Annotated in this window: 20 protein-coding genes, 2 tRNA genes, 1 pseudogene and 1 riboswitch; of the genes and pseudogenes, 14 read left to right on the forward strand and 9 right to left on the reverse strand. The window is 56.0% G+C overall.

Annotation, left to right across the window (positions count from 1 at the left end; translation table 11 throughout):
• Positions 1-124 precede the first annotated feature (124 nt).
• Positions 125-2677 (reverse strand): hypothetical protein, encoded by a 2553-nt coding sequence (locus tag C4318_00005; GenBank protein MER3453533.1) that lies wholly within the window; start codon positions 2675-2677, stop codon positions 125-127.
• 161 nt (positions 2678-2838) lie between these two features.
• Here C4318_00005 and C4318_00010 point away from each other — a divergent pair.
• The 10 genes from C4318_00010 to C4318_00055 all read left to right on the forward strand — a co-directional run bounded on the left by C4318_00010 (position 2839) and on the right by C4318_00055 (position 10047).
• Positions 2839-2911: transfer RNA gene (locus C4318_00010), tRNA-Thr, on the forward strand.
• 24 nt (positions 2912-2935) lie between these two features.
• A tRNA-Met gene (locus C4318_00015) sits at positions 2936-3010 on the forward strand.
• Between the two features lie 59 nt (positions 3011-3069).
• A complete protein-coding gene (gene rpmG, locus C4318_00020) occupies positions 3070-3231 on the forward strand; it encodes a 50S ribosomal protein L33 (GenBank protein ID MER3453534.1) in 162 nt (53 codons plus the stop codon).
• Between the two features lie 41 nt (positions 3232-3272).
• Positions 3273-4229, forward strand: coding sequence for a hypothetical protein (locus C4318_00025; GenBank protein MER3453535.1), 957 nt, complete (start codon positions 3273-3275; stop codon positions 4227-4229).
• A gap of 179 nt (positions 4230-4408) precedes the next feature.
• Complete coding sequence (locus C4318_00030) at positions 4409-5011, forward strand: RNA polymerase subunit sigma (GenBank protein MER3453536.1); 603 nt, start codon at positions 4409-4411, stop codon at positions 5009-5011.
• A 102-nt stretch (positions 5012-5113) separates the two neighbouring features.
• Complete coding sequence (locus tag C4318_00035; GenBank protein MER3453537.1) at positions 5114-5515, forward strand: hypothetical protein; 402 nt, start codon at positions 5114-5116, stop codon at positions 5513-5515.
• 158 nt (positions 5516-5673) lie between these two features.
• Positions 5674-5794: riboswitch (SAM riboswitch) on the forward strand.
• Between the two features lie 140 nt (positions 5795-5934).
• Complete coding sequence (locus C4318_00040) at positions 5935-7167, forward strand: threonine synthase (protein ID MER3453538.1); 1233 nt, start codon at positions 5935-5937, stop codon at positions 7165-7167.
• A gap of 138 nt (positions 7168-7305) precedes the next feature.
• Complete coding sequence (locus C4318_00045; protein MER3453539.1) at positions 7306-7581, forward strand: molybdopterin synthase sulfur carrier subunit; 276 nt, start codon at positions 7306-7308, stop codon at positions 7579-7581.
• A 186-nt stretch (positions 7582-7767) separates the two neighbouring features.
• Positions 7768-9384: a chaperonin GroEL gene (gene groL / locus C4318_00050; protein MER3453540.1), complete on the forward strand. Its 1617-nt coding sequence runs from the start codon at positions 7768-7770 to the stop codon at positions 9382-9384.
• Positions 9385-9822: 438 nt separating this feature from the next.
• On the forward strand, positions 9823-10047 hold the full coding sequence (locus tag C4318_00055; GenBank protein MER3453541.1) for a hypothetical protein: 225 nt from the start codon (positions 9823-9825) through the stop codon (positions 10045-10047).
• 13 nt (positions 10048-10060) lie between these two features.
• Here the strand turns inward: C4318_00055 and C4318_00060 are convergent, their stop codons facing one another.
• The 7 genes from C4318_00060 to C4318_00090 all read right to left on the reverse strand — a co-directional run bounded on the left by C4318_00060 (position 10061) and on the right by C4318_00090 (position 19044).
• Entirely contained in the window at positions 10061-10417 is a 357-nt protein-coding gene (locus C4318_00060; GenBank protein ID MER3453542.1) for a hypothetical protein, read from the reverse strand.
• A 233-nt stretch (positions 10418-10650) separates the two neighbouring features.
• Positions 10651-15348, reverse strand: a complete 4698-nt coding sequence (locus C4318_00065) for a hypothetical protein (protein ID MER3453543.1) — start codon at positions 15346-15348, stop codon at positions 10651-10653.
• Positions 15345-15737, reverse strand: a complete 393-nt coding sequence (locus tag C4318_00070; GenBank protein ID MER3453544.1) for a hypothetical protein — start codon at positions 15735-15737, stop codon at positions 15345-15347. The genes C4318_00065 and C4318_00070 overlap by 4 nt, the downstream gene beginning before the upstream one ends.
• 3 nt (positions 15738-15740) lie before the next feature.
• Positions 15741-16226: a hypothetical protein gene (locus C4318_00075; GenBank protein MER3453545.1), complete on the reverse strand. Its 486-nt coding sequence runs from the start codon at positions 16224-16226 to the stop codon at positions 15741-15743.
• A gap of 64 nt (positions 16227-16290) precedes the next feature.
• A complete protein-coding gene (locus tag C4318_00080) occupies positions 16291-16839 on the reverse strand; it encodes a hypothetical protein (protein MER3453546.1) in 549 nt (182 codons plus the stop codon).
• On the reverse strand, positions 16839-17960 hold the full coding sequence (locus tag C4318_00085) for a hypothetical protein (protein MER3453547.1): 1122 nt from the start codon (positions 17958-17960) through the stop codon (positions 16839-16841). Before C4318_00085 ends, C4318_00080 begins: the two co-directional genes overlap by 1 nt.
• Before the next feature lie 49 nt (positions 17961-18009).
• Positions 18010-19044, reverse strand: coding sequence for a hypothetical protein (locus C4318_00090; protein ID MER3453548.1), 1035 nt, complete (start codon positions 19042-19044; stop codon positions 18010-18012).
• Between the two features lie 500 nt (positions 19045-19544).
• On the opposite strand from C4318_00090, the gene C4318_00095 reads away from it, so the two are divergent.
• The 3 genes from C4318_00095 (at position 19545) to C4318_00105 (ending at position 22244) form a co-directional block, all read left to right on the forward strand.
• A complete protein-coding gene (locus C4318_00095; protein MER3453549.1) occupies positions 19545-20771 on the forward strand; it encodes a hypothetical protein in 1227 nt (408 codons plus the stop codon).
• A gap of 216 nt (positions 20772-20987) precedes the next feature.
• Positions 20988-21395 carry a hypothetical protein gene (locus C4318_00100; GenBank protein ID MER3453550.1) on the forward strand — a complete coding sequence of 136 codons (408 nt, stop codon included), beginning with the start codon at positions 20988-20990 and terminating at the stop codon, positions 21393-21395.
• Between the two features lie 63 nt (positions 21396-21458).
• A complete protein-coding gene (locus tag C4318_00105; GenBank protein ID MER3453551.1) occupies positions 21459-22244 on the forward strand; it encodes an enoyl-[acyl-carrier-protein] reductase FabI in 786 nt (261 codons plus the stop codon).
• A 91-nt stretch (positions 22245-22335) separates the two neighbouring features.
• Here C4318_00105 and C4318_00110 read toward each other — a convergent pair whose 3' ends face one another.
• Entirely contained in the window at positions 22336-22539 is a 204-nt protein-coding gene (locus tag C4318_00110) for a cold-shock protein (protein MER3453552.1), read from the reverse strand.
• Positions 22540-23005: 466 nt separating this feature from the next.
• Here C4318_00110 and C4318_00115 point away from each other — a divergent pair.
• A pseudogene (locus tag C4318_00115) lies at positions 23006-24226 on the forward strand (hypothetical protein).
• Positions 24227-24257 lie beyond the last annotated feature (31 nt).

Consider the following 24257-nt stretch of genomic DNA (forward strand, 5'->3'; position numbering starts at 1 on the left):
CTGTAGAAAAATTCTCTACAGAAGTCGTGTCACAGCTCGCGACAAGTTAGCTGATTGCTCTCTCGGTAACGCTTTCCGGGCGGGAAATGGGGCTGTCACGACCTGGGCCTAGCTACGCGCCGCTTTATAACTCGCCTTGGGTCTCGCCGAAGATTTTGCGCGCCGCAAGAAGGGGTCCCGCATGGGCGTTCGAGTTCATCACCGGATACTGCGACATGGGCGTAGCGGGGAGGTTGAAAGTCTCTCCGGGACGCTCCGCGTAGTGTGCGTTGTACGAGTCGGGTCCGCTCCAAATTCCGTACCAGATGTTGGGGTAGGAGCGGGCGTGGGAAGCTAGCGTCTGTTTTCTGAGGCACTCAATAGCGAGATCACGGTCGTACCGGGCCAGCCCCCAAGCCAGAAATGCGTTGATCGCCGCCCAGACCCCGCCGTTGCAGTCCCACCCGGCCGGAATGAGACCCAGACGAACCGGGTGAGGACGATCGAGTATTACAGCTCCTATGGGCGAGGGGTCTATGCAATTAACTTTGATTTCCTCTATGAGGGTTCTGATATTGGCGTCCGAGCCGACCCCGGCTATGAGGCAGAAAGCCTGTACATCAAGGAAAAGATGGGAATTTCCAAGAGGCTTGTCGTTGCCATCCCACCCTCTCAGATACCACGAGCCAGTCCAAGATCTCTCCATGGCCTCTGACAGCTCTTTAGCGAAGCTCTCCATCTCTGTCGCGAGGGCCGGGTCTCTTTTCCGAAGCAAGTGCGAGGCTCTGGATAGTGCATATGCTGCAAACGCCGTGTTGAGCCCCGACTCCCCCTTTCGGTGGAATGCCTTAGCATTGTCTACCATCATCGAGATTGGGTCGGCCCAATCACCTGAACCAACCCTCAGCATCCCGTGCGGTCCTCGCCCTAGCGTGTTTACGAGCCAGCGATAGGCCAACGCGATGCGCTCAGCGACAGTAGCCTCGGCCCTTTTATGCAGCGGGTAGAAGGGTACAGACACATCGAGGAAGCCCTCGTCCCCTGATCCCTCGACGTACTCGCAAACGGCCCATATCAAAAAAATGGGAAGGTCCGATGGATGGGGGTGCACCACAGCATCGGAGCACCAACCTCTACCGGCGTGCATGTAAAACATCGATCCCGACGGCGTGGTCATCATCATCATCACCTCGAGCGTTGATTTAGCCAGATCGGGATCCGCCTCCGAGAGGGCCGCAGCGGCTATTGCGTAGTCACGGGGCGCTCCGTGCGCACCTTGCAAAAATGTGTAAGCAGATCCTTGGGTAACGAAGCGTCTCTTGAAGTAAGCATCCGCCACTGCTAGCTGACGTAAGTACGAAAGATGCCACAACAGTTCTCGCGCTAGAGGCCTGTCTCGCACGGGTGGAATTCGCTCTGGAACACCTGGACGAATGGCGTGGAGACAAGGGGCTATCGCTTGGCTCGGAGCTTGACTTTGAGGCGGCAACAAAGCTTCGTCATCGGTCACCGAGATAGCGAGGGATAGGGTGTTCTCTTCGTTTGGCTCGAACTGAATCGTTATTTCTGCTTTGGCCCGCTCGGCTGATCCAAATACAGCCCCAGAGGCACCATCGCTAGAAGGCTTATAACTAGCCACGGTTCCGATAGGTCTGCTATCCGGACAACTCGCCTCCGCGGAAACGCTGTCTCCCTGTGGACCTTGCATTAGCCGGAAAGCGATTTTCGGAAATGAGGCGTCGACTGGAGCTGGTTCTTCGGGCCTACCTCCTTCTAGTGCAACCATCACGTCCCTAGGCCTCGCTGGAGGGAGCCTTGTAACTAATGGGAGTCTTCGGACCAGTGGGAGACCTCTATACAAGGGGAGTTCGTCACCAAAGGGGAGCCCGAAAGAGTCAGACGACAAAACGACAGCGCTCCTTCCAACAGGCTGGACTCGGAGGCGATATGCAAAGCGAGAAGCCGAACGAACGACAGAGCCGATTCCCCTTATTACACCGGATACCGCATACGCTACATACCTCGACACTATGTGGGAAAAGTTCGCGTCGGCGACCGGAACCGGTCCGCATCCCATCAATGGAATTGGGACTAGGGCTTCAGGAGCCAGGGTCCACTCTTCCTTGTAAAGGCAGTTCCTCGGAGCGCCTTCTACGATAATTGTCAAAGAGAGGCACCCTTCGGACTCCAGTGTGAGTCGCCTCCTAATTGAGATTGAGACCTCTTCACGCAACGGCAAGGACACTTCGGGCTGATAGGGCGCTTTCTGAGACTGCCCGGTCTGTGACTCCAAAACAGGGACTCGATACCGCCACTCGCAATATCCACATCCGAAGACCACCCGCTCGGGCTGATCAAGAGGCACTACCCTGGCTCCTATAGAGAGAGTCCTTCTCTGCGAACCGGGCTCTCCTGTGAGCTTCATGAGAGTGCGAGGAGTGAAATAAAGGGTGATGTCCCCCGATAGATGCGAGGTGGCCACCAAGCTAGCTGCACCAACCAAGTGCCAAAGGCGCCCCACTCCCCCCTCGGGTAGCACGAGTGTCGATAGGCCTGCGGGGTTGGCTTCGGTTGAATGACCATCCCCTAGCCCGCTCTCTTCCCACCCTAAACTTCCGATCATCGCGGGAACGATCTCAAAGGCGGGAAGCCCCGCGGTATCGGTAACCCACCTTCCAAAAGAGCCGCCATCGCTCATGGTTCGGGGACTTTACTGGCCATCAGAAGACATCCAGTCTCCAGCTCGCACGCACCAGAGTAGCGCCACTGTGTTGGTAGAGAAAAACGCGACAATCAAAGCCTTGAAGCACCCTGAATTGGGAAGGGAGACTTCGCCCCTTTACTTACAATGCATGCGACGCCCCCTTAGCTCAGTCGGCAGAGCGTCTCCATGGTAAGGAGAAGGTCTACGGTTCGAGTCCGTAAGGGGGCTCGGGCCCCAACTCGGGGCTGGCGCGGCGGCGTAGCTCAGAGGTAGAGCAAGCGGCTCATAATCGCTGGGTCGGAGGTTCGAGTCCTCCCGCCGCTACGAGCCGAGCCCGCATCGCCACGAGGAAAGCGTGTATTTGCTAGCGAACAAAAGGGGAAGTTATGGCCGGTGACAAAAGAGTGATAGTCACCCTGGCGTGTGATCAGTGCAAAAGGCGGAATTACACCACATCAAAAAACCGCCTCAACAACAGAGAACGGCTGGAGCTCAAGAAGTTCTGTCCGTTCTGCCGCCGTCACACCAGCCACAAAGAAACTCGTTGAGCTAAACCGACGTACACTTTCGTCCTCATTGAGCGAAAGCTTTGGAAAACGTATCCGATCCTGCATCACTCTCAAAGCCGGACCTATCCAGCGAACAGGTATCGCAAGCGGTGTCCGCAGCGATAGGCGCGCTGCAAGACTCGAGTCCGATACCTGTAAGGATCCTACCCGAAAAAGCTGGCGAACTCGAAGCTGCAGTACGTTTCTCTCTGCGCATTCTCCCCATCCCTGAAAACGACGAAATGCCAGGAAAGCCAAGTTCGCGCTCACGAAGCTGCCTAGGGCGAGCGGAAACATGGCCGGCGGTCGCGGGATTGTGCTCGCTAGTGAGCCTTAGGCCGCTCGGCGTCGCATTGGAACCGCTCGTGACCAAAGAGGGGGTAGGGGTCTTACACGCAGAGCAAACCTTCGAGTTACTGCGGATTCCCCGGGACGAAGAGCAGCTTACGGCATCCGCTACGCTTTCGAAAAGTAGACAAATGCGTGGTTCGTACATTCTCCAAGTCGTCGAACGGCTACAAGACTCGGAAGGAAAGGATGTGACAATCGGCTCAAGTACCCTTTTCGTAGGCGGGCAGAGGGCGCTCCGCCATGAAAACGGCTCTCGACGCTCCGCTCCTGGAGCTTCTGCTTCTACCGAGAACCGGCGAGTCGTAGCCTCTTCAATTGGAGTCGCGGGACCGGTCGAATTGGCACGTTATGGGGGTGCGAGTGGAGACTTCAACCCCATTCACTTTGATGCCGAGTATGCCACCAAGGCAGGCTTTGCACGTCCTATAGTTCACGGAATGCTCATTTACAACTGGGTGATCTGGACGTGGGCGTCCCTACTAAAGGACCTAGCCCCCTCCTTCAAGACAAAGATAAGATTCGTGAATCCGTTGCTAACATCGGAGCCCGCTACTGTCAACATCTACGACGAGTTGTCCTTCGAAGTCTTTAAGGAATCCAGCTCGGAGGCAGAACCAGTTGCGAAAGGATCTATCCGCACCTATTGAGATAGGCAGTCCGAGGCAGCCAGGCGCACGCCGGTTGCGAAGATGGTCCTAGCGGAGTAGTTTCGAATCGGGAACGACCGCCAAGAGCTGGTTGGCTTGTTCTTCCCTGGTAAATGTCGAGACAGGACTAGCAAGCGAAGCAAGCACAGTAACTACTATCGGAGACGGGCAGTCTTATTATGAGCGAAGAAACGCACCCCAATGGGGCAAGCCGCATCGATCCGGAACTGGTAACCGCAGCCCAGCAGGGGAATAGAGACGCTTTGGAACAGCTGATAAGGCTGACCCAGAACGATGTCTATACCCTTGCACGGCGGCTAGTGGGAGACCCAGAGGAGGCATTCGACGTTGCTCAGGAGGCATATATAAGAGCAATTCGCAGCCTCGACAAGTTTCGAGGCGACTCGGCCTTTTCAACTTGGATGTACCGAATCACAGCAAACGTCGCCTTTACCAACAGATCTCGGGCTAAGCGGAGGCGGGCCGAGTCTCTAGACAGACTCGCATCCGAGAATATGCCTGTGCCAGCTTCCCGAGAGGGTGGCCCGGAGCGGTCTGCCATTACGGCGATTGCGTACGAGGAAGTTGTCGAGGCATTGGACAAATTACCGGAGGGCTCTCGCGCGGTGGTGGTTCTAAAAGACGTTTACGGACTGTCTCATGAGGAAATAGCGGAGTCTTTGGGCATCACCGTGGCAGCGTGCAAAGTACGGCTTTTCCGAGCGAGACAGCGGCTGAAAGAGATGCTCACAGCAAGAGGATCGGCTGCGGCAGGGGCTTAGAGTTGCTCTTGCGGCTGGGCCCTAAAACCAAAATGACCGAATGGGAAGCCGTCCTTGAAGGAGTAGATGTTGACGCAGGGACCGAGCGAGGATCGGGGTAGAATGCTGGAGAAGAAAGAGCGAGGAGCGCTGGGGAAGGAAATGAGCAACGAAACAGCGTGCCTGAGGGCAGCACAGCTGCTTCCAGGCGTAGTAGACGGCGATATTCCAAAACCGGTTGCTAAGCACTTGCGGAGCTGCATCCGCTGCCAAGCAGAAGCCTCTCGCTACCGCAAGATCGCCCGCGAGCTGGCGAAACTAAACAGTCAGTTTGCCACACCGCCTATGGATCTTGTAGGTCCGGTGCTGGATGCTTTAGACAACGCCTCCGCCCGTAGGTCCAAGCTCAAGATTGCTGCCGTCGGCCTCGGCCTCGGCAGCGTCGTGGTGGCTCTGGGAACTGTGGCGGGAATCGCTATAAAGCTTCGGCACCGAGTCGCCCCCGGACTGGCACCAGCTAGTTAAAAAGCACGCTGCAAAGACCAACTTTTCGTTGGGTTTGTGAGACGAGCAACCCCACGTAGACTCCTCCAAAAGACCTGACGTAGACTTACTTTTCCAATACCTGCTTGACCCCTACTAGTAGTCATGGTCTAGGCTTTTTGAAATCCGCGATGAGTGGACGCTCATCAAGAGAGGTGGAGGGACAGGCCCTGAGAAGCCTCGGCAACCTCCTTCGGGGAAGGTGCCAACTCCTGCCCGGCGGTTTCTATCCAGACTGCAGGAGCCCGGGAGAGATGAGCGGAAGGCAAGGTAATCTGAGAATTAGTTCCTAGCCTCGTATCCGTCTCTCCTAATCACCCCTCCGCGGCTCTTGGTTTGCGCGCCGGAATCGCCAGTGTCAGTGCACGTATTTACGTGTGGAGACGTAATCGGAGCGCTAGATGTCGTACCTGACTGGGCTGAGATGCAAAGAGTGCAACAGCGAGTACCCCGCAGAGGCTTTACACGTCTGTGAGTTGTGTTTTGGCCCCCTCGAAGCCGAGTACGACTACGAGAAAATAGCAGCCAATATCTCCAGAGAGGCCATTGAAGCTGGTCCTCACACACTTTGGCGTTACGCCGATTTATTGCCAACCTCGGCCTCTGATCGCATCGAGTTAGGTGCAGGTATGACTCCGCTTCGCAAAGCGCCACGCTTGGCTGCCGAGCTGGGACTTGAAGAACTGTACCTAAAAAATGAGATTCCCAATCCCACTAACTCTTTCAAAGATAGGGTAGTCTCGGTTGCTTTGACGAAAGCCAAAGAGCTCGGCTTCACAGTGGTAGGTTGCGCCTCAACTGGCAACCTTGCAAATTCTGTGGCAGCTCACGCGGCTGCTTCGGGCATGCGTTCGGTAGTTTTTATTCCTCATGACTTGGAGGCGGGAAAAATTGTGACCACCGCGGTCTATGGCGGCGTCGTAGTCGCAGTGGAAGGAAACTACGACGACGTCAACCGCTTGTGTGCAGAGATTGCCGGTAACTACCCCTGGGCGTTCGTGAACGTCAATATCCGCCCGTACTACTCCGAGGGATCAAAGACCATAGCGTTTGAAACAGTCGAGCAGCTGGGATGGTCTTACCCCGATCATGTCGTCGTGCCGGTGGCGTCGGGATCATTGCTAACTAAGATCAAGAAAGGCTTCGAGGAACTCCACAAGGTAGGAATCGTCGAGGAACCACCTTCCGTGCGTGTCTCGGGCGCCCAGGCAGAAGGCTGCTCCCCAGTAGCCACTGCGTTCTTGGAAGACTTGCCTTCAATTAAGCCGCAAAAGCCCAACACAGTAGCCAAGTCGCTAGCTATTGGGAATCCTGCCGATGGTTACTACGCCCTCGATGCAGTATCTTCGACAGGCGGAAGCTTCGGGAAGGTTTCCGACGAAGAGATCGTCGAAGCCGTCAAGTTGCTGGCTCGCACCGAAGGAATTTTCACTGAGACTGCGGGGGGGGTGACGGTGGCCTCATTGATACAGCTCATCGAGAGAGGAGTGGTACGGCCAGACGAAAAGGTCGTAGCTTACATAACGGGATTAGGCCTCAAAACGTTGGAGGCCTTCGAGCCCGACAACAAGCCGAGTATAACGGTCAAGCCAACTCTCGATGACTTCGCTCGAGCCTACGAGTCTCTCGGGTGACCGATGAATACAACGGGACGAGTAGCGCCAGCGGTAACAGAGGATTCGAGAGGCTGGTGCAAGGGCCCGTGGTTTGATTGGCGAACCGCTCGCAGCTTAAAGCAATCGTTTTAGTCCGAGCCATTACAGGAGGAGCAGATGCCGAAAGTCCGCATCCCAACACCGCTGCGAACCCTCACAGGCGGGGTAGCAGAAGTCGAGGTGCCGGGCACCACCGTAAAGGAAGCTCTCGACAACCTAGAGAAGAATCATCCGGGGATGGCGCAGAGAATTTACGACGACTCCGGGGAATTGCGTAGGTTCGTAAACGTCTACGTTGATGACGAAGACATTCGCTTCGTCGACGGACTTTCCACTTCCCTCCGGGAAGACTCAGTTATCTCTATTGTCCCCGCCGTAGCAGGTGGCGGATGATATCCGCAACTGCACAGCCGTCGGTAAGCACGCAAGCGCTCCTCCAAAGACCGTTAGACAATTTCCTATAGGGCTTGCACTAGCCGGCCAATGTTTGATAGAAGTTTATTAGCACTCTCAAGGCCTGACTGCTAATGGAGCTCGAGTAGGAAACGAGCGGCAAGTAGACAAGAGGAGGAGTTCCATATGCCCAAGATCATGGCGTTCGACGAAGAGGCAAGGCGCGCACTCGAAAGAGGGATGGATCTTCTGGCCGACGCTGTACGAGTGACCCTAGGACCCAAGGGTCGCAATGTGGTGCTGGAGAAGAAGTGGGGCGCCCCCACCATAACCAATGATGGAGTCTCCATCGCCAAGGAGATTGAGCTGGAGGATCCTTACGAGAAAATCGGTGCCGAGCTAGTCAAAGAAGTAGCCAAAAAAACCAACGATGTAGCGGGAGACGGAACCACCACCGCTACCATTCTGGCAAAAGCGCTAGTTCACGAAGGATTGCGCAATGTAGCTGCCGGCGCCAATCCAATGTCGCTGAAACGGGGCATCGAGAAGGCTGTGGCTGCCGCGGTCGAAGCCATCTCGAAACTCGCCAAAGACGTCGAGTCCAAAGACGAGATCGCACAAGTCGCTACGATCTCGGCAAATAATGACGAAGAGATCGGGGCAACCATAGCCGAGGCGATGGAAAAGGTCGGCAAAGATGGCGTTATCACCGTCGAAGAGTCGAACACCTTCGGGCTAGAGCTTGAGCTCGTCGAAGGGATGCGCTTCGACAAGGGGTACATCTCCCCATACTTCGTGACCGATCCAGAGCGGATGGAGGCTGTTCTAGAGGAGCCCTACATACTGCTCGTTCAAAGCAAGGTTTCCTCGGTTAAGGACCTGCTACCGGTCCTTGAAAAAGTCATGCAGACAGGAAAGCCTCTGGTTGTCATAGCAGAAGATGTCGAGGGTGAGGCGTTGGCGACGTTGGTGGTCAACAAGATCCGTGGCACCTTCAAGAGCGTGGCTGTAAAGGCGCCTGGCTTCGGCGATAGGCGCAAGGCCATGCTTCAGGACATGGCGATCCTGACAGGCGGCCAAGTAATCTCCGAGGATGTCGGTCTCAAGCTTGAGAACACCACGCTTGATTTGCTGGGTAGAGCCCGCAAGGTGGTTGTCACCAAGGATGAGACGACCATTGTCGAGGGGCAGGGTGACCCCGAGCAGATCAAAGGGCGAATCCAGCAGATTAAAAATGAAATAGAAACGACCGACTCGGACTATGACCGTGAAAAGCTCCAGGAGCGACTGGCTAAACTGTCCGGCGGAGTCGCGGTCATCCGAGTAGGAGCCGCCACCGAGGTCGAGCTGAAGGAGAAGAAACACCGGATAGAAGACGCTGTTTCTGCGACTAAAGCAGCTGTCGAGGAGGGAATCGTACCCGGAGGCGGAGTCGCACTCTTGAGAGCCCAAAAGGCCGTTGAGGCCCTTGACTTGGAAGGCGACGAGCTGACCGGTGCAAAGATCGTCGCACATGCTCTCGAGGCCCCGATCAAGCAAATAGCGCAAAACGGTGGCTTGGAAGGCGGCGTCGTTGTAGAAAAGGTGCGGACTCTAGAGGACACGTGGGGTCTCAATGCTGCCACCGGGGAGTACGAAGACCTGATGGCCGCCGGGGTGATCGATCCAGCCAAGGTAACCAGGTCTGCCCTGCAAAACGCAGCCTCGATAGCAGCTTTGTTCCTAACAACCGAGGCAGTCATTGCGGAAAAGCCCGAGGAGAAGCAGCCAGCGCCGGCAGGTGCTGGGATGGACGAGTTCTGATCTAGGCTCCCCGCCGCAAAGCGCTATAACGCGCTACGACATGGCGTCCTCGTCGCGAATCGGCTGAGGTCGAGTGAACGATAAAGCTCACCTCGGTCGTGAGGTTCGTAGCCATAAAGCGCCCTGTCCGGGATGATCGGACAGGGCGCTTTCGCACTACTCGATTGACTCACATCTGCAGCATTTGACAGCGAGTAATAGAATTCCAAGAGAATCGAAAAAGGGTGCCATCGTAGCGGTAGCTCTGACTCATTGAAGAAATGATTGGCATCGTCGAGATCCTCAAAAATTACTACACAAGAAGGCGCTAGTGTGACAGGTGCTCTCACCTCGGGACGCGAAGGCGGGTCAGCAGAGCAGACCGAGGACCAAAACATTGATCGAGATAGCAATAGTGGCTCGGAAGCGGGCGAGGGCGGTGTTTCTAAGCACAATGATTTGGATCGTCCCAAGCTCACTCGAGCCGAGGCTGGCCGATTGGGAGGACTCAAGACTCGAGAGCGCTATGGCTCACAACACTACAAGGCCATCGGGCGGCAGGGTGGCGCCAAGGGTGGGGCTGTCACTAAAGAAAAGTACGGATCTGACCACTACAAACGCATAGGTTCGTTAAGAGGAAAACGTAAGAAATCAAAAACTCAAAGCGAGGGGCTCGAGGAGTAGCGTGTCCGGATGCCTAAGCTTCTTCGCCGTCCCAGAGGTACACGAGAGCGTTAGTGCATCGGCTCATCGACACCATATCCATACCTGTACATCGTAAAGATCCAGCAACTGCCGACCCATGCTCCAATGCTTGTGCTATTGCGGACTCCAAACGTTCCCAGTCGAATCCTTGGGAGGTGCAGCTCGGGTTCAAGCACTCGATATCTACCCGTCTCGTAGGAGGCCAGTCAATCCGAACCCACTCCGAGTCATAATCTTGTTGCGAAACGATCACTTGCCCGCTTACGAAACCTACGGGGCGATCGATGACGTTATCTTCTGCGGAGTAGCCGCTTTCTTCGGAATGACGTTTCCGCTTGCGTGAATCCATGCTTCGACCCAGTATCCCCTGTACCTACACGAGCACAACGCATGCCCGCGCTTCGTTCAGCTAAAAACCACGAATCGATAGCCCAGTAGGAGAAAACACGGCTGTACATGTCGAGGCAGGAACCACCGCCTCTTGGGGCATCCCCGGCACCGGGCGGACGCGGATCACAACGAGAGGCCACGATGCTAGCCGTATGCTTCTTTGGATCTCCCTGACGCACCGGCTCAGTGTCGTCAGCCCTGTTTCGCCGCATTAGCGGCATGCATAACAAGGTAACCCAAATTGTCCTTCGTGTACATAGCACGTTCCACGACAACGGGCCTTGATGCCGAGACTACGACGGATACGTCTACTTCAGGTACGAGAGCGTTCAAATAGACCGTGAGTCGAGATCCGGGTCCCACCACAAACGAGTTCGTGCCATATTCACCCGCCTCAGTCCTCAGTGACAGTTGCACCCGAGCTTCAGCGGATCCTGGGTTCTGAACGAGCACGAACTCATGGAGTCCGTGTGCAGTGCTCCCCTCTGCCAAGAGCCATGAATTCGCAGGCGCGGAGGATCCCTGGGAAGCATGACCGGATCTAGAGAGTCCGGCGGGCGACCGGTCGGGAGAATAGTACATAGACCTCTCGGCAAGAATCGGTTTGGATGCCCTCACATAGATGGCTGAATCCGATCGTCCAATGTCCCATCCCATTGAAATCGACTGCCGAGAATGAGGGGGCATGGTAATCCCTGGGCGAACCCGAGGTCCTGCTTGCGTCATGTACACAACGTCCACGGCAACGGAAGAATCGCTGGGGTTTTGAAGTAGCAACCACGTGTCGAATCCCCAATCAGAACTACCCTCGGCAAAATACCACGTGTGGGAAGGTGCCACCAGCCCCATAGAGGCGGATCCCCCGGCGGATGCGGGATATGGTCCGCCCCAATACATTGCTCGCTCTGCGACGATCGGGGCACTTGCGCTAATCTCTGTGGCAAGGTCGGCCGCAGGAAGTACATCGGCTACTCTAATGGTGGCTCTCCGCCCCTGCTCTATATTGAGGGTGCGCTGGGCTGTCCGGCCGTCCTGAGCCACAAAATTGAGCGTCACCGTCGCGCTAGAGGATGTCGGGTTCTGAAGCAAGACCCACTCGTCGAATCCCCAATTTGTAGAACCTTCGGGTAGATACCACCTCTTCGAAGGCCTCCTGGTGGCTACCACCGCGTGGCCCTCTCTCCATGCACCATCAGCTCCCCGCCAGTACATAGACCGCTCGACAACAATGTCTTGGTCCGAGCTTAGATGAGCGGCGACTTCTGCTCGCGGCAAATCGGCCGCCACTACGATCGTACGGCGAGATTTAGGGGGAACAACGAGAGGAGACCTAGAAATTGGTCCCTCAGGAGTCATGTAGGTAAGTGCAACGTTTGCTGCCACGAGACCAGGGTTATGGATCAGGATATAGGTTTCGAATCCGTAGCCGGTCGCGCCCTCCGCCAGGTACCAGTCTCTGCCAGGCCTAGCAGAGTTAGTGTCCACTGAAAGGTCTGCGCAGAAGGGCTCCTGGAGAAGATAAGGAGCGGGTCGATTAGGTATGACACAAGCAGTTCCCTTTGAATCTGCTACAGCTGCAGTGCCGGAGATACCGTCCCAGACGTAAGAGACGGGCGGCGAAGCCGCGCTCGAATAAAACCAATTGCCAGCGTGGCCGGCTGACAAAGAAACCGGCGACGGCAGCCCCGTAACCAAGATCTGAGAGGATTCACCCAAAGAGGGAGCGAAAGTGTCGGGGGTTATTTGCAATGAAGATGTCGAGCGAGGACGGGCGAGAACAGTCAGCGACGCGGAGGCGAGGGTCGGTTTTTCGACGTTCAGAGTTGGGGGGTCCGTAGCTTGCACTACTGCAACTGGAACTGTACCGGTGGTCCAGTCGGCGAGGGTGTACAGGGGCACTCGCGCCCCTGGACGTGCCCAAGGAAGCGCCCCGATGATCCCCGAGGCTCGGTCCAAGGTAATGCCGGCATAGGACTGCGCGAACGCAAACAAAACTGCCCCTCGGGGGTAGTAACCCAAAACGCCTCGGGCCCTCGACTCATAAACAGCCGCGAATCCAGTCTCGGCCGATCCATCGTAGGTGAAAGTCTCCCACCACCCGCCATCACCATTCTGCGACAAGAAGTCCTGATAAGTCAGGTACCGAGATAGGTTGGATACGAATCCGTCGGTTGGAGCTGCCCCGAGGGCTAAAGCAGCCATATCACGCAGAGCGCTTTGTGATATCCATCCTGTGGTTTCTCCTCGCTCCATGTGCAACGACCCATACGGCCCCGTGCTGCGGGAGGCCACAGACCGAGCGTCGTAGAGCATCCTCTCGCGCAGTCCCTCTGAGAGAGGAAGATCTCCGCCGTACAAGAGGTTGTAGAGGAGCGTCCCAGCAGGATATATAGATCCGAAATTTCTCAAAGAAGCCGAAGCTGCGGACGCATCTAGCGAGACGGCGAAGTGATCTCCGCGCCAGGCAGCGTTGTCCAGGGTATGGAGAACTCTGTGTTGTAAAGAGTCCATTCGTTCCCTGAACGACTGATCTGGATCGCCCACAGCATAGCTGATCTCCTCAGCTGCACGGGCTGCAGCCGCAGATTTGAGGCCCAAATACACCTGGTTTGACGAGCGGAACAGCGTGAGATTTGCAGCGTCGATTGTGTTCGTCACGCCTTCTTCGGGCAGCCCGTCGCCGTCGCGATCCGATGCCTCGACAAAGCGCATCAGATCCTTGATCAGTGTCAGCCTCGCTGCAGCCGATGTAGAGTCCCCAGTGGCTTTCCAGTGGGCGTATTGCAGGAGCGTGTAATTGGTGTTCTCCTCGACAGGCATCGAGATGTACTCCTGCCCCCACAGGCGCTGCGCGGAACCGATGTCATGTGGGATCACCTTGCCGGGGAGCGAGCCGCCGGTTGAGGCGTAGAGCGGCCATGTGTCCAGCATCTTGCCCACCAACTGTGGCCAGAGAGCCAACAACAAAGCCGAGTCGTTGTAGGACACATCCACCGTCGATTGCAAACGACAACAGGGCCCTGCACCTTCGCCGACCGTAAACAGATCTGACGGAAGCATCCCCGACCCAGACGACCTCGACAACCACCATGTGTTCGCTGCATAGGATCGGAATGCCAGGACTAGAAGCCTGTTTAAAGCAGCGTCCTCGCTCTGCATGGAAGGCCCTAGGCTGGCCGACTCGCTCCCCGAGATTAGCGAGTCGAAACGGGAAGCCTTGTCGAGCTGTGCCTGCTTCTGGCTCACTGAGACCTGGACAACTGACGTCAGGTCTGCGAAGTAGTCTTTATATCGGAAAGAGTATCCTGCCTCATCGCCCGAGGGGATTTTCGCGGATACCACTTCATCAGACACATGAGACGCAAGCACTGCGGTGGTCTGCCAGCTTGTGCCTGGGGGAAGTATCGAGGGTTTCCACACAATGCCGGTGTGTCCTCTCTCTGCACGGCGAAACAAGCGCTTACCGGTATTTGCAATTCCTGAGCCCAGCGAAGCTGGAAGCCACTGCGATGAGGCGAAGCCGTCATTACCGGGGATGCCTGACACCGCCACCTCGGTCAATGCTGGGCCTACAGAAACCAGGGCATACTCTACTCTTGTCGTTCTAGATCCCCCGAAAAAGCCATACCCCGGGGTGCTCGGCTCTCCCACGGCCTCCAGAGCAGACCACGACACGCCTACACTCCCGCTCACAGGAGTAATTTCGTACGGAGCACACGAGCCACAGTTCCCGGCGTCTTTTCGATCGAAAGTGACCGGCACAGCCAAAGTCACTTCAGGAGTCAGTGGTATAGCTGTGGTGTTCGTCAAGGTGAGGTCCAGATATGTGGAAGGAAGTAGGCTTGTCAGCTCGTCTTGGGGCCAGAACGGGGCTTTGATGTCCAAAGCCACTTCCAGACCGAGAGAGGGATCCTTTCCTAAAAATCTCACGCCCGTTGGGGTGTCGGTCTGCGTCACGGTGTCGAATAGCGGGTAGCGATCCGTTAGAGGCAACGCACGCTGGATACCGGCCGCTGACACGAGTATCACCAGCTCTCGTAAATCCGCGGCGTCTATCCCCAAGGCGGAATACATAAAAGCGAGCCGCTGGGGAGCTGCTACTACGGTGTGGCGTGACCCGAACCTTGAGATCACTGCCTCTCGCACGTCTAGCTTTGAGAAATCAAGGGGCCTGGTAGGCAGAGAGTTTCCCGAGTAGTGGTGTCTGTAAGCGAGTCTTGACTCGTCCACGGGAATTATCTGCGTAGCTACGTCGGTGGCACCCTCTGGAGTAATGCGAATGTGGCTCACCGCAGCACTACCCCGAGTCGCAACGAAGTAAAAACGAACTGCTCGGCCACCAAGGCTAGCGCCCAGAATTGAAAGCTTGGCAACTCTTACGATCCCGTCGAGAGTTCCCGATGCACAAAGGTCCAAATTGAAAAGGGGATAGCCCAAAGGGCCATCGGGATCCGAGGCAAAATAAACCTTGAACGAACCCGCAGCCGGGCACAGAGAAGCACGCTCTGAAAAGTAGACCTCTATGTTGTAGCGACCGCTAGCAGACGGCGCCAAATTCCTAACCGAGTATCCGAAGGAAGGCCCCCTTCGGATGCTCGAGTACCGCTCCGGGTTTGGTCCAGGTATAAGCTCCTGTGGCAGTACATCGAGCGTGGACCAGCCAGCAAGCTCTATCTCTATAGGACCCGTTGAGCTAGTCTCGGACACAGTTGAGAGACGGTCGAGAGCAATGGTGCCTGCAGTTCCGCTCGAGTTTTTCTCCGCCGATTTGGCTCGGTTACTCGAACCCTGAAACTGACTCGACGAAAACAACGGAATCGGGAGCGTAGCCACTGCAATTAATAGGGCGAGGGCAGCCGTGATAAGCCGCAGTGCGTTTTTGACTCTCACTGCCTGTTCCTACGAGGCGCGTCTAGGACAAAAACAAGTTTTCCTTGGAAAACTTGTTTCAGCCAGACCATGCCATCTTTGTCGGCCCACAGACTTCTATCGTTTTGGGACACTACAATCACTCCCGCAGGAGCGAGCTGAACACGCCACGCTTCCTGCGAGTCTTGCAAGCGGATTCCGCCACCTATATCTCGCTCTCTCGCCGACTGGCGAATCCTTTTCCCGAGAAGGCGACTAAGATCCTCCAAAATGTCGTCGAAAAACTCGGCCTCCTCGGCGTCTATCTGGTCGTGCCGACCAGCAGCTAGAAGCTGTCGGATCTGGCTCGACGAGTGAGGTGAGATCCGAAAAACGTCACCGTCGGGTTTGTAGTAGACAGTTCGCGCCAATGATCACTTCTTTTTCCCTGTCTTTTTAACCGGAACACACACGTCCACAATCTGCTTATCCGGATGACGGACACCTAGGCTATTTCGGTGCAAGGTAAGTATCGGGCCCTCCGCCTGCTCATAACCACTATTTGGAATCCATTCGTCCGTCACTACCCGTATGGACTCCTCGATCTTGCGAAGATCCCCTTTGTGCCTCAATACAGCATACGTGCCTTCGGGAGTTTCCCCGATCTTGACACCCCGTGCCGTTTCTACTTCGCCATCCACTGGCCAGGCTGCTTCGTACTTGTATCCCCGATCACCGGGCCTTCCCTGGATTACTCCGATTCCGCCGCCGACAGAAGTCTTTGCCAACGCTCTTTTGGAGCCCAGCCAAGATATAAGCCTTGTCCAAGCCTCGGCGATACCTTCGGGATTCACGGACTTCGCTCTCACATATGCAACTTTGAAGGAGCCGATCCGTTCGATCTTTACCCTCGGAGCCATCCGAGCATCCTTTCATGCTGAGCTGGAGGGCCATGCCACAAATACATCGCCGTAGAAAAATCCGTTACTGCCTCTTCAAGACCATCCTGACGTTTTGAAAGTCGGACCACCTAGCCTCTATTTGGAACCTTTCGGATCGCAGTACGCCGACGATGCTACTGCGCTTGCGCTTTGGGGACAAGGGGCGCCACAGATGAAGGATAATCATTCCCCCAGGGGCTACAAGCCGGGAAGCTTGTCTCAGTACTATCTCTGCCTCCGGTATTTCTTCGATTGAGTAGAAAAAGCAGATCGCATCGAAGCGCGATCGCTCCGAAATTGGCAGTTTTGTGGCATCGCCTACTACCACTCGAGCCGCTGGGACATCTTTGTGCAAAAGGCGCGCCGCTTCTTCTGAGTACTCGATGGCAACGACGGCTCCGTCGGGTCGAACCGCTTTCTCTAGGGCCTGGGTGTACAGCCCTCGCCCCGCTCCGAGCTCGAGAACTCGCATACCTCGGCGAACACCTGCCCACCGCACATCTCGCTCGGGAAGGTCGAAACCGAGAACGCGCCGTATGGTTCTGTTACCAACAATAAGAGCGGAGAGTCTTCCGGCAGGAGTGAGAGGCACTATCCGTTTCCTAGCGGCATTTCATTCACAGTAAATGACTCAAGTGCTGCGGTTTCAGCCAGGCCCGGTTTATCGCCCCCTGCAATCGTGTAGAAATTTTTCTCTGTGCCGGCTGCTCCTATCCCGTGACGGGCGACGTTCATTGGCGGGAGGCTCATCCATCTCCCAGCGCTTTCGTCGAAGCACTCCGCATCCGGATATGTTCGAGTCTCGTCCTCCCCCCCAGCGACACATGCAAACCGTCCGCCAACACCCGCACCAGCTACTCCTCCCCTCGGAGTGGGCTTAGGCGGTAAAGACTCCCACGAGTCTTCATCCGGATCGTACCTCTCTGCAGCCGCGGTTATAGGATGCCTTCCCCCTATGGCATATAAAAAGCTTGAGGTCGCGGCAACAGCGAGATGCTCCCTGGGTGTCGGCATATCCCTAAGGCGCCGCCAGCTGTTGCCATCAAAGACGTACAGTCTCGAAGACGTTTTGCCAGAGACGTCTACTCCGCCAACAAAGTAAATCTTGCCATCGAGTGCTGCTGCTCCCCCAGCCCCAAGGGGTTCCGGAAGCGGAGCAGCGAGGCGCCATCTACCAGATTCCACATTGAAGGCGAACACTTTAGAGTCGGCAGTGAAAGCCATATCAGAGAACCCTCCGACCACGTAGACGGTTTTATCCAAAGCCGCTACCGCCGCATGATGTCGAGGTTCGGGAAGGTCTGGGAGGCGTCGCCAGGTAGAAGATGAAATGTCGAAGACCTCGAAGGTCGACAAAACTCGACCGCCACCACCTGCTTTTGCGATCCCACCCGCCACATAGATCGATCCGTCGAGAAACACGGCGCCCACTTCGGTTCTGGCAGTTGGCGCATCGGGCAGTCGCAGCCATTCCGCTGGTGTTGCTCCGTAGGCTCCGCCTTGCCCAGTAAATGTGCCGTCGCCACGTTGCCCACTTGGAGATCTGTCAAATGTCCCACAGGCCGCGAGCAAAAAAGCTACAGAAAAGACGAGGTAGCAGATTTTGGCGTTGCCTGCGATCGAGCCTTGCCATGGTTTTCTTGCGCCAAATGCAGCCATTGAGATTCCTGACGGGGCATACACAACTTGCCGCGACACCTCACAATTGATCAAAGCTCTTTCCTCCGAACCCCTTCAGTTAGGATTCCCTGTTTTCTCGCCCCTACAAATCCAGTGTTTCTCTGGACCCGCTTTCCACTTCTGGGTTTCGAGCAACCGTAGAATGAATGCTAACTTCTAAATCCTTCAAGTTATCCTCTCCCTCTACTCGATCCTCTTCACCGTCAACAGCTCCAGATGAAAGGACATCTACGAGGTGCTGGGTCTTTTCCGAAAAAGCAACGAGCGATGCTCCGAGCAATGCGAGCATAATCCCGGAAATCCGCAATGTTCCTAAGATGACACCGGGCGCTAGTTTCTCACCGAACACTGCTACCCCCGACAAGAGTGGCAACATGTCTGCACTCAGGCCCATAACGCCCCCTACGATAAGGGCGCGGCCATGTTCAAAGCCGACTTGTAAGAAGTAAGTCCCCAAAATACCGAAGAACAACAGGCCCGCTGCTATCGACCATGTATGGGGCTGCGCCAGTAACGAGATGGACATCCGGTGGGGCCCATGGGCTATCTCGATGCCTATGGCTTTTGTCAACACTTCCGCTCCGGTGAATGCCACGCCCGAGGCCAATCCCAACACTACTTCTGACCGCTCCGCGAGGCGCATTCCGACTAAAAACAAAGCGATACTCACCACTGCCGAGGAAAGGAGAACGGTTTCGAGCCGTCCCCAGGCAATCTTGTCGAAAGCAACCATGTCCACGTCTGGCCTAGCTGTCGCCACGACCATCGAAGCGCCCGCCACAGCCATGATCACGCCAGTCCACTCGAGGCGGGAAAACCGCTCTTTGGCCACTAGCACTGAAAAAACCGCCAAAGTAGATAGGCCAGCCGTATAAACAGGCTGAAGCAGAGCAAAGGGAGCGATGGAGAAGGCAACTAGCTCGCTCGCGTAACCGCATATCGTAATCGACGTTCCGGCCAGCCACCTCTTGGAGGTTAGATATCCCTTTATCCAATTGAAGCTCAGCCGCCTGAGTCCCTTCTGCTCTCTAGCGCCCTGCTTTTGCAGGACAAGTCCGAAATTGAAGAGGACAGAGGAGACCGCAGCGAGCACCACCCCTAGCGTCAACAAGAACATGCAACCTATTATGATCTGCTGCTCACGAAAACCGCCTCCTCGGCTTGTGCCAACCTTCGTGGTTTATCTACTACAAAGACGCGCAAGGCAAGGCGGGAAGCAGCAAGCGAAAAGTTATCAATGCCTCGCCATACCCAACTCGCCATGCATAAAAAGAAAGGCTCCGTCCGCCCGGACTACTGTGTCGGGAAAGCGAGACGAAACTAGTAACTAGCTGACTAACTGGCCTAGCCCCGAGAACGAACTATGTGAATTTCAACACGCGTCGATACCTCGCTCGGATTGGGTCAGAGCCACAGCGAAATCGGCTTGGAGGAAAACGGGTTTCGACAAAATCGCCTTGGACGTTGTCATTCTTGAACAAATAAAAGCTTGTCTGGGTGTACGCTAGCGTCGAGCTTTCTGCGCCACCGAGTTCGAAGCAGCGACCGCGTCTGGTCCTCACAAAACCACAGGCCGCGTTGGAACGGTAATGCAATACGGAGGGTATCAAGCAAAACATGGAGTGTCCTCGCTGCGGGTTCGAACAGCATATCGGCGCAACGTTTTGTCCCAACTGTGGGTGGCTGTTGGTCGGTGGCGAGAATCCCGACGATTTCTGGAGGATCGACAACCCTGCGATAAGCACTCTTAGAAAGACCGCAAAGAAACGGCGGCGGAAGGGAAAGGAACCCCTGGCCGACAAGCCAGTAATCGAGACCGCTGGGCAAGATCGCCAAAACGCGGCATCCGAACAAATTTCCAGCCCCCTAGCAGAGCAGAGACCAGCCAAACCCGAGAAAATAGACAAAAGCACGAGCCCCCTTGAAGGGAACGAAGGGAACGGCTCATTGCATTCGGAGTACGCCGGAGAATCGCCAGAGCCAGCAAGTAGCGACCTTCCCTCCGACCGCAGCCTCGAACAGACAACTTTCCCTCGAACCACCCCTCAGGCGGCGGCCGTCCCCCGGCATGAAGGATTCGTCATCAAGCCGCCTCGCGAGGTGGGCGTGCCTCAAATTCTCGTGCCCGCTGTGCTTTTTACGGTGGGAATCCTGCTAGGTGCTGCGCTCATGTACATCTTGACCCCCCCGCAGCGGTACATAGTTTTGGATCCCCTGCCTTCACCGTCGGACCAACCTCAGCCAAGGCCCATTGGGGGTATCGCGGCCATCCCCGTCCCTAGAACTTCTCCGGGTCCACTGCCGATCGCCGGGCCGGACCTCTCGGCACAAAACGACCTTCGAAACGCTTTGATTGCCGAAAAGCAGCATTACGCCAGGGCCGGACATTACACCGCGGAGCTCGAGGTGCTGCAAAAAGAAGCTCCTAATGTCGTGTGGGAGCCGGGAGTTACCCCTTCCCGACCCGGCGTGGTGTCCGTTATGGTGTGCGGCGGACCCGACCCTGCCTCGCCCCTACTCCTGCAGGCTCAAGGCCCAACCGGACGATACTACGGAATTTACGACGTGCCATCTGGTCCGGCAGCAGCGGTTTATTACGGAATGTCTCAGCAAGCCCTTAACTGTCCAAATGCTTCTCCACCTCAGGCCCCATGGATGGCATCGCTCGCGGGATGGGGTGTCCAGCAACCCAGGGTTCAAGAAGAAATTCCCCGACCCAGAGCGCCCGAGCCCTCTCCCCCCTCAGACGAGGAAATTTTGGGAGGCAGTCCTCGCACTTCCACGCCTATGCCCGGCCCGACCAGTCCAACCACCTACCCTACTCCTCCCCTCGTTGTTGGTTAGAACATGCCAGTTTATTGCAGCGCCGCTTAGGCTTGGACATACAGCTACCATCGCCCGAGTCGAGGTGCGGCTTGCTTGCGGATCCGGTATACCGAAAGAAGGCGCTAATATCGACGAGCGCCTAGCGTGGGCGAGAGCAGCGTTCGACTCCCCCCTAATGGAAAGCCAATTCAGCGCTGCCAAAAAGATGAATATCGTGGCGAAGGGTGAAGAGCATTGGCAGCTGTAGTCGGGCTTGTAAAGGATCTTCTCGACCGGTCGCGCATACAGGGAATGGCGAGGGCTGTAGGCTCGAGGGTCGACTTCGTATCCAGCATCGAAGAGCTAGAGCGCGCGGATATATCAGAGGTAACGGCGGTGTTCGTGGACCTCACTGACAAAGATCTACATGGTGTGCGAGCGCCCGATGTTGTTGCCAGAATCTCTCAGGGTAAACGCCCTAAAATAATCGGATTTATAGCCCACCACGATAAGGACGGTATCTCTAAAGCCGAGGAGGCGGGTTTTGACGAAGTCCTCACAAGGGCAGCATTTTTCAGACGGCTATCAGTATTACTAGCCGAAGCCCGCGAACGCTTTTCCGGTCAGTCGCACAGGGGAGGCGCTTGCCCAAAAGACGAGTAGACCCGAGAGGGGAAACCGACACTTGAGATCCCTTTGAGGGTAAGGGACGAGAAAGGAAAACGGGTGTTGCTGAAAGGTAAAACTCTGCTTATCACCGGAGTACTGACCGACGACTCCATTGCATTTCACGTGGCCAAGGCTGCCATATCTCACGGCGCAAACGTCTATCTCACCAGTTTCGGAAGGGCGAGGTCGCTAACAGAAAGGTCCGCCAAGCGGCTACCTTTAGAAAACCCACCCGAAGTGTTCGAGCTTGATGCATCCGACGAAGAACATCCTGCACGTATCGCAAAGACGCTCTCTGAACGAGGGAAAAGGCTCGACGGAGTGTTGCACGCCATCGGCTTTGCACCTCAGTCTTGTCTCGGAGGGGGATTCCTGACTGCGCCCTGGGAAGACGTTTCTGTAGCCCTACAGGTGAGCGCCTACTCTTTAGCATCGATCTCCAGAGGTCTGAAACCAGTACTCGATCCGGGATCGAGCATAGTCGCCCTAGACTTCGATGCATCCGTAGCATGGCCAATTTATGACTGGATGGGTGTAGCCAAGGCTGCTCTTGAGTCGACTGCGCGCTACTTAGCTCGCGACCTCGGGCCGCAGGGGATCCGTGTCAACCTCATCTCGGCGGGCCCTCTCAGGACAATGGCAGCCAAAGGCATCCCCGGCTTCGATCGCTTCGGTCACCTCTGGGAAAGACAAGCACCCCTTGGATGGAACGAGAAGGATCCCTCGCCAGTCGCCGACGCGTGCGTCTTTCTCTTCTCGGATCTGTCGCGAGGCATTACGGGAGAGATCGTGCACGTCGACGGGGGCTTCCATGCCCTAGGTGCCCCAATCGAAGGAATCTAGACGGCATTCTTTAGCAGCGCGACACAGCCCCACCTAGTCTGGGGACGGCAGGAGTGCCGATTATTTTTACAGCGCTGTATTTGTCCGGTAACTATTCAATTACCCGCACGTTGCGGGCTTCTTCGCCCTTGCGGCCCGGGCCGATCTCGAACTCCACTCTCTGTCCTTCCTTGAGGGTGCGATAGCCCTCTCCCTGGATGTTCGAGTAGTGAACGAAGACGTCGTTTCCATCTTCGCGTGTTATGAATCCGAAGCCCTTCTCGGTGTTGAAGAACTTCACGGTACCTTCGGGCATTCTTTGCTATCTCCTATCGGTCCGGGCGGGCCCCCTTGGCCTCACCAGTCCTTGAGATCGTACATCCTAAGAAGCTCTGAGCAACAATTGATACTTTTCGGGGTGGGCAACGAGGCACCTGCTTAGGTGGGGTAGTCGGTCACGGATTCCCTTCCCCGCTGCTTTTTAGCTGTGATCCGGGCCTCTGACCCATAAACGACTCTCCTAGCAAATTGATGCAATAACGGCGAGGATACGAACACCGCAAGGGGGAGGTGTGACCGAAACAAACCGTTTGCCTTTCAGAAACACCCCAGAAACATCGGCGGCTTAGCTTTTGAGCGGGCTCTGTGCCGAACCGAGCAGAGTGCTCGAGAAGCAAAGCGAGAAATGCTCGGACATCACAAGGTGTCGAACGAGGCCCACAAAGCAGGGAGGAGAAATGCCCGCAGAATCGATAGCGATTTCAGCCGCAGACACCGGTTTCATGCTTCTATGTGCGGCTTTCGTGTTGTTCATGACGCCAGGGCTTGCCTTCTTTTACGGAGGAATGGTCCGCCAAAAAAACGTTTTTGGGATCCTCATGCAAAACTTCTTCACCATTACGATCGTGACGTTTACTTGGGTACTCATCGGCTTTTCCATAGCATTTGGGCCGGGAGGTAACGCTGCCCTAGGAAAGCTCACTTATTACCTCAAAAGGGGTGTGGGCCAGGCAATAAGTCAACCGTGGGCGGACATGTGGGGAGATAGCGTTCCTAGAATCCCCGAACTCGCGTACCTTGCCTATCAGTTGATGTTCGCCATTATCACCCCGGCCCTCATGACCGGAGCATTTGCGGAGCGCCTGAAATTCAAGGCTTTCGTTCTCATCATTGAATTGTGGTCGATATTCGTGTACGCACCCATCGCCCATTGGGTGTGGTCGCCGGAAGGGTGGCTGTTCAAGGCGGGAGCTCTTGACTTTGCGGGCGGAACCGTTGTCCACATAAACGCAGGAATTGGCGCCCTAGTGATAGCTCTCATGTTGGGGAGGAGAGTCGGATGGCCGAACTCACCCGACCTAAGACCGCATAGCCTTCCCCTTACCCTGCTCGGAACATGGATCTTGTGGTTCGGCTGGTTCGGCTTCAACGCTGGGTCCGCCATGGCTGCATCTGGATTGGCCGCTCAGGCATTTGTCAATACCCAGATAGGCGCTGCCATGGGAGCTCTTGGATGGGTAGCGGCCGAGTGGATAAAAGACAAACACCCGACGACCTTGGGCGCAGCATCTGGGGCAGTGGCGGGCCTTGTCGCCATTACTCCCGCTGCGGGATTTGTCAACGAAGCAGGTTCTATAGTCGTCGGAGTAGTGGCTGGCATAGTCTGCTACCTGGCCGTGAGCGTCAAGTTTAAGCTTGGCTATGACGACTCGCTTGACGTCGTCGCCGTTCATATGGTGGGCGGTATAGTAGGCGCCCTCCTGACGGGGGTTTTGGCGCTTGATTATATAAACCCGCTAGGTAGAGGAGTCGTTCAAGGCAACATCAAGCAGCTCGGCATACAGGCCCTGGGAGTGTGAGCCACCCTCCTTTACAGCGGCGTCGTAACGGCGATCATAGCGACCGTCGTCAAGGCACTGGTGGGCCTCCGAGTAGACGAAGAGGCAGAAACCACTGGACTCGACTTAGCCGAGCACAAGGAGCAAGCGTACGTCATGCAATAGGGAACAAGAAAGTATCGATTCGACGTCCACA

The organism is Acidimicrobiia bacterium, from assembly GCA_040289475.1.
Lineage (GTDB): Bacteria > Actinomycetota > Acidimicrobiia > ATN3 > PSLF01 > PSLF01.

What these genes read in the sequence shown, in the direction of transcription:
- C4318_00005 (MER3453533.1), bottom strand. Translation starts at nt 2,677, where the DNA reads ATGAGCGATGGCGGCTCTTTTGGAAGGTGGGTTACCGATACCGCGGGG.
- rpmG (MER3453534.1), top strand. Translation starts at nt 3,070, where the DNA reads ATGGCCGGTGACAAAAGAGTGATAGTCACCCTGGCGTGTGATCAGTGC.
- C4318_00030 (MER3453536.1), top strand. Translation starts at nt 4,409, where the DNA reads ATGAGCGAAGAAACGCACCCCAATGGGGCAAGCCGCATCGATCCGGAA.
- C4318_00035 (MER3453537.1), top strand. Translation starts at nt 5,114, where the DNA reads ATGCTGGAGAAGAAAGAGCGAGGAGCGCTGGGGAAGGAAATGAGCAAC.
- C4318_00040 (MER3453538.1), top strand. Translation starts at nt 5,935, where the DNA reads ATGTCGTACCTGACTGGGCTGAGATGCAAAGAGTGCAACAGCGAGTAC.
- C4318_00045 (MER3453539.1), top strand. Translation starts at nt 7,306, where the DNA reads ATGCCGAAAGTCCGCATCCCAACACCGCTGCGAACCCTCACAGGCGGG.
- groL (MER3453540.1), top strand. Translation starts at nt 7,768, where the DNA reads ATGCCCAAGATCATGGCGTTCGACGAAGAGGCAAGGCGCGCACTCGAA.
- C4318_00060 (MER3453542.1), bottom strand. Translation starts at nt 10,417, where the DNA reads ATGGATTCACGCAAGCGGAAACGTCATTCCGAAGAAAGCGGCTACTCC.
- C4318_00075 (MER3453545.1), bottom strand. Translation starts at nt 16,226, where the DNA reads ATGGCTCCGAGGGTAAAGATCGAACGGATCGGCTCCTTCAAAGTTGCA.
- C4318_00090 (MER3453548.1), bottom strand. Translation starts at nt 19,044, where the DNA reads ATGTTCTTGTTGACGCTAGGGGTGGTGCTCGCTGCGGTCTCCTCTGTC.
- C4318_00095 (MER3453549.1), top strand. Translation starts at nt 19,545, where the DNA reads ATGGAGTGTCCTCGCTGCGGGTTCGAACAGCATATCGGCGCAACGTTT.
- C4318_00110 (MER3453552.1), bottom strand. Translation starts at nt 22,539, where the DNA reads ATGCCCGAAGGTACCGTGAAGTTCTTCAACACCGAGAAGGGCTTCGGA.